The organism is Rothia sp. HMSC061E04, assembly GCF_001813685.1.
Taxonomy (GTDB): Bacteria; Actinomycetota; Actinomycetes; order Actinomycetales; family Micrococcaceae; genus Rothia; species Rothia mucilaginosa.
In genome coordinates, this window is the sequence record NZ_KV813682.1 from 1 (window position 1) to 5,537 (window position 5,537).

The 5,537-nt window shown below is 51.6% G+C and carries 2 rRNA genes; both read right to left on the reverse strand.

What is annotated here, in order from left to right:
• Positions 1 to 52: 52 nt before the first annotated feature.
• Positions 53 to 3,144: ribosomal RNA gene (locus HMPREF2927_RS00015) — 23S ribosomal RNA — on the reverse strand.
• Positions 3,145 to 3,450: 306 nt separating this feature from the next.
• Positions 3,451 to 4,979 (reverse strand): 16S ribosomal RNA (locus tag HMPREF2927_RS00025).
• Together the 16S and 23S rRNA genes form the textbook arrangement of a ribosomal RNA operon.
• Positions 4,980 to 5,537: the final 558 nt, after the last annotated feature.

Genomic DNA, 5,537 nt, shown 5'->3' on the forward strand with positions numbered 1-5,537 from the left:
GGATTGTTATCCAAAAACCATACAGTGAACGCAAACAACAAACAACTTCCTGAAAAGTAAGCCTTCGACCTATTAGTACCAGTCAACTCCACGAGTCTTCAGTCCTCGCTTCCATACCCGGCCTATCAACCTCATCATCTATAAGGAGCCTCACACACCAAAAAGTGCCAGGAAATCTCATCTCGAAACAGGCTTCCCGCTTAGATGCTTTCAGCGGTTATCCCTCCCGAACGTAGCCAATCAGCCATGCACCTGGCGGTACAACTGACATACCAGAGGTTCGTCCGTCCCGGTCCTCTCGTACTAAGGACAGCCTTTCTCAAATTTCCAACGCGCGCAGCGGATAGGGACCGAACTGTCTCACGACGTTCTGAACCCAGCTCGCGTACCGCTTTAATGGGCGAACAGCCCAACCCTTGGGACCGACTCCAGCCCCAGGATGCGACGAGCCGACATCGAGGTGCCAAACCATGCCGTCGATATGGACTCTTGGGCAAGATCAGCCTGTTATCCCCGAGGTACCTTTTATCCGTTGAGCGACGGCCGTTCCACAACGTACCGCCGGATCACTAGTCCCGACTTTCGTCCCTGCTCGACCTGCCAGTCTCACAGTCAAGCTCCCTTGTGCACTTACACTCAACACCTGATTGCCAACCAGGCTGAGGGAACCTTTGGGCGCCTCCGTTACACTTTAGGAGGCAACCGCCCCAGTTAAACTACCCATCAGGCACTGTCCCTGAACCAGATCATGGCCCGAAGTTAGACATCCAGATTGACCAGAGTGGTATTTCAACAACGACTCCACACAAACTAGCGTCCATGCTTCACAGTCTCCCACCTATCCTACACAAGCCAAACCAAACACCAATACCAAACTATAGTAAAGGTCACGGGGTCTTTCCGTCCTGCTGCGCGAAACGAGCATCTTTACTCGTACTGCAATTTCGCCGAGTTCATGGTTGAGACAGTAGGGAAGTCGTTACTCCATTCGTGCAGGTCGGAACTTACCCGACAAGGAATTTCGCTACCTTAGGATGGTTATAGTTACCACCGCCGTTTACTGGGGCTTAAATTCTCAGCTTCGCCCAAAAGGGCTAACCAATCCTCTTAACCTTCCAGCACCGGGCAGGAGTCAGTCCGTATACATCGTCTTACGACTTCGCACGGACCTGTGTTTTTGATAAACAGTCGCTTCCCCCTGGTCTCTGCGACCCATACACGCTCCAGGCAGCAAGTGCCCATCACGCTCAAGGTCCCCCTTCTCCCGAAGTTACGGGGGCATTTTGCCGAGTTCCTTAACCATGATTCTCTCGATCGCCTTAGTATTCTCTACCTGATCACCTGTGTCGGTTTAGGGTACGGGCGGCTAAAACCTCACGCCGATGCTTTTCTCGGCAGCATAGGATCACCAAATCCCCCAAAAACGGGGTCCCATCACGTCTCAGGCACACAGCCGGCGCATTTAACAACCGACAACCCTACACGCTTAGACCACGACAACCATCGCGTGGCTTGGCTACCTTCCTGCGTCACACCTGTTAATACGTTTACCTCCAAAGATCGGGTCCCACAACCCACACAACACACAAACAAAAGCCTGCACATCATGCTTCGCATGGTTAGCATCACAATATCAGTATGGGCGGTTTTTCACCGGTACGGGAATATCAACCCGTTATCCATCGACTACGCCTGTCGGCCTCGCCTTAGGCCCCGACTAACCCAGGGCAGATTAACTTGACCCTGGAACCCTTGATCATCCGGCGGATGAGTTTCTCACTCATCTTTCGCTACTCATGCCTGCATTCTCACTCGCATAGCCTCCACCACTGGTTTACACCGCAGCTTCACCGGCTACACGACGCTCCCCTACCCAACAACCAAAAAAGGTCATTGCCACAACTTCGGCGGTGTACTTGAGCCCCGCTACATTATCGGCGCAGAATCACTTGACCAGTGAGCTGTTACGCACTCTTTCAAGGATGGCTGCTTCTAAGCCAACCTCCTGGTTGTCTAAGCAACTCCACATCCTTTCCCACTTAGCACACGCTTAGGGGCCTTAGTTGGTGGTCTGGGCTGTTTCCCTCTCGACAATGAAGCTTATCCCCCACTGTCTCACTGCTACGCTCTCACTTACCGGCATTCGGAGTTTAGCTGACGTCAGTAACCCGTGAAGGCCCATCGGCCATCCAGTAGCTCTACCTCCGGCAAGAAACACGTAACGCTGCACCTAAATGCATTTCGGGGAGAACCAGCTATCACAGAGTTTGATTGGCCTTTCACCCCTATCCACAGCTCATCCCCTCCATTTTCAACTGAAGTGGGTTCGGTCCTCCACGACGTCTTACCGTCGCTTCAACCTGGCCATGGATAGATCACTCCGCTTCGGGTCTAGGTCATGCCACTCAAACGCCCTATTCAGACTCGCTTTCGCTACGGATACCCCACACGGGTTAACCTCGCGACATAACACTAACTCGCAGGCTCATTCTTCAAAAGGCACGCTGTCACCCCAAAAGGCTCCAACGGCTTGTAAGCACACGGTTTCAGGTACTATTTCACTCCCCTCCCGGGGTACTTTTCACCATTCCCTCACGGTACTGATTCACTATCGGTCATTAAGAAGTATTTAGACTTACCAGGTGGTCCTGGCAGATTCACACGAGATTCCACGAGCCCCGTGCTACTCGGGTGGCCACACCACGGACAGAACAATTTCGATTACGGGACTCTCACCCTCTACGGCCGACCATTCCAAGTCGTTCACCTACCATCCTGAACATCATGCCGGCAGCCAGTTAGAACTGCCACTGTGACTCCCACAACCCCCATGATGCAACGCCTAACCGCTATCACACACCACAGGTTTAGTCTCTTCCGCTTTCGCTCGCCACTACTCACAGAATCATTACTTTATTTTCTCTTCCTGCGGGTACTGAGATGTTTCACTTCCCCGCGTTCCCCCCAACCAGCCTATACATTCAGCTGGCGGTAACTCACCATGAAGATGAGCCAGGTTTCCCCATTCGGAAATCCTCGGATCACAGCCCAGTTATCGGCTCCCCGAGGCTTATCGCAGATTCACACGTCCTTCATCGGCTCTTAATGCCAAGGCATCCACCGTGTGCCCTTAATAACTTACACACAATCAAGAAAAATAAGAATCTAAAATCAACAATCAAACCAACACCAAAGCATTGATTCAACGCAAATTCCAGAAGATGCTCGCGTCCACTATATAGTTCTCAAACAACAACCCACAACACAACAACAACACAAACAAAAACATTTGCATCATCACCATGCCAGGCAAACAAAGGAACAACACTAATGTGTTACCCCAAAACCCAACAATGCGCCTCATCCAACCCAAAACCAATATTCCACCCATGAGCAAAACCACCCACCCGACACTCGCGGGTAGCATGGCCAACTAAATGTGCTCCTTAGAAAGGAGGTGATCCAGCCGCACCTTCCGGTACGGCTACCTTGTTACGACTTAGTCCCAATCGCCAATCCCACCTTAGACGGCTCCCTCCCAAAAGGGTTAGGCCACCGGCTTTGGGTGTTACCAACTTTCGTGACTTGACGGGCGGTGTGTACAAGGCCCGGGAACGTATTCACCGCAGCGTTGCTGATCTGCGATTACTAGCGACTCCGACTTCATGGGGTCGAGTTGCAGACCCCAATCCGAACTGAGACCGGCTTTTAGGGATTAGCTCCACCTCACAGTATCGCAACCCTCTGTACCGGCCATTGTAGCATGCGTGAAGCCCAAGACATAAGGGGCATGATGATTTGACGTCATCCCCACCTTCCTCCGAGTTGACCCCGGCAGTCTCCTATGAGTCCCCACCATAACGTGCTGGCAACATAGAACGAGGGTTGCGCTCGTTGCGGGACTTAACCCAACATCTCACGACACGAGCTGACGACAACCATGCACCACCTGTATACCAGCCCCGAAGGGAAACACCATCTCTGATGCGGTCCAGTATATGTCAAGCCTTGGTAAGGTTCTTCGCGTTGCATCGAATTAATCCGCATGCTCCGCCGCTTGTGCGGGCCCCCGTCAATTTCTTTGAGTTTTAGCCTTGCGGCCGTACTCCCCAGGCGGGGCACTTAATGCGTTAGCTACGGCGCGGAAAACGTGGAATGTTCCCCACACCTAGTGCCCAACGTTTACGGCATGGACTACCAGGGTATCTAATCCTGTTCGCTCCCCATGCTTTCGCTTCTCAGCGTCAGTTACAGCCCAGAGACCTGCCTTCGCCATCGGTGTTCCTCCTGATATCTGCGCATTCCACCGCTACACCAGGAATTCCAGTCTCCCCTACTGCACTCTAGTCTGCCCGTACCCACTGCAATACACGGAGTTAAGCTCCGGCCTTTCACAGCAGACGCGACAAACCGCCTACAAGCTCTTTACGCCCAATAATTCCGGACAACGCTCGCGCCCTACGTATTACCGCGGCTGCTGGCACGTAGTTAGCCGGCGCTTTCTCTGCAGGTACCGTCAATCTCTCTTCTTCCCTGCTAACAGAGGTTTACAACCCGAAGGCCGTCATCCCTCACGCGGCGTCGCTGCATCAGGCTTGCGCCCATTGTGCAATATTCCCCACTGCTGCCTCCCGTAGGAGTCTGGGCCGTGTCTCAGTCCCAGTGTGGCCGGTCACCCTCTCAGGCCGGCTACCCGTCGTCGCCTTGGTGAGCCGTTACCTCACCAACAAGCTGATAGGCCGTGAGCCCATCTATAACCACTACATAACGCTTTCCACCAACACCCCATGCGGAGATTGGTCGTATCCGGTATTAGACCCAGTTTCCCAGGCTTATCCCAGAGTTAAAGGTAGGTTACTCACGTATTACTCACCCGTTCGCCACTAATCCACCTAGCAAGCTAGGCTTCATCGTTCGACTTGCATGTGTTAAGCACGCCGCCAGCGTTCGTCCTGAGCCAGAATCAAACTCTCCGTTGAAAAAATAGAAAAGCTTGATAATCTGATCTCAAACAGCGAATCACACACGGGGGTGCGTGACTCAAGCTGACTAAATTTGAAACCATTTGATGATTATCAAATATAAATAAATATTTGGTATTAGTTTCAGTTTCCATCACCATAATGGTGATTTTATTGAACAAAGCACACTATTGAGTTCTCAAGCAACACACCGATTCAACACCTCAACTTGCTCTTTCGAGCAAGTTTTACCGTTGAACGGTCATTCATGTTATTTCGTTTATTACCGCGTTCCCGCGGCAACTCAATCAACTATACCAGCGTTTTGTATGTCATGCAAATCCGTTTTCCGTGATTCACACCACAATGTTTCTTTCCTAAACTCCTCCAACATCACCATTCAGATGACCAAGAATCTTCTAAGCAAGAAACCAAAACACTATACAATTGAAAGTCATTCAACCGCTTCTGACTAGGAGAAACACCGAAGAAGTTCTTCGTTTTTTCCTCCTCGCCGCGGCGACTCATACAACTATACAGATGCCGAAATGGGTCTGCAACCCGAAATAGGGTGAA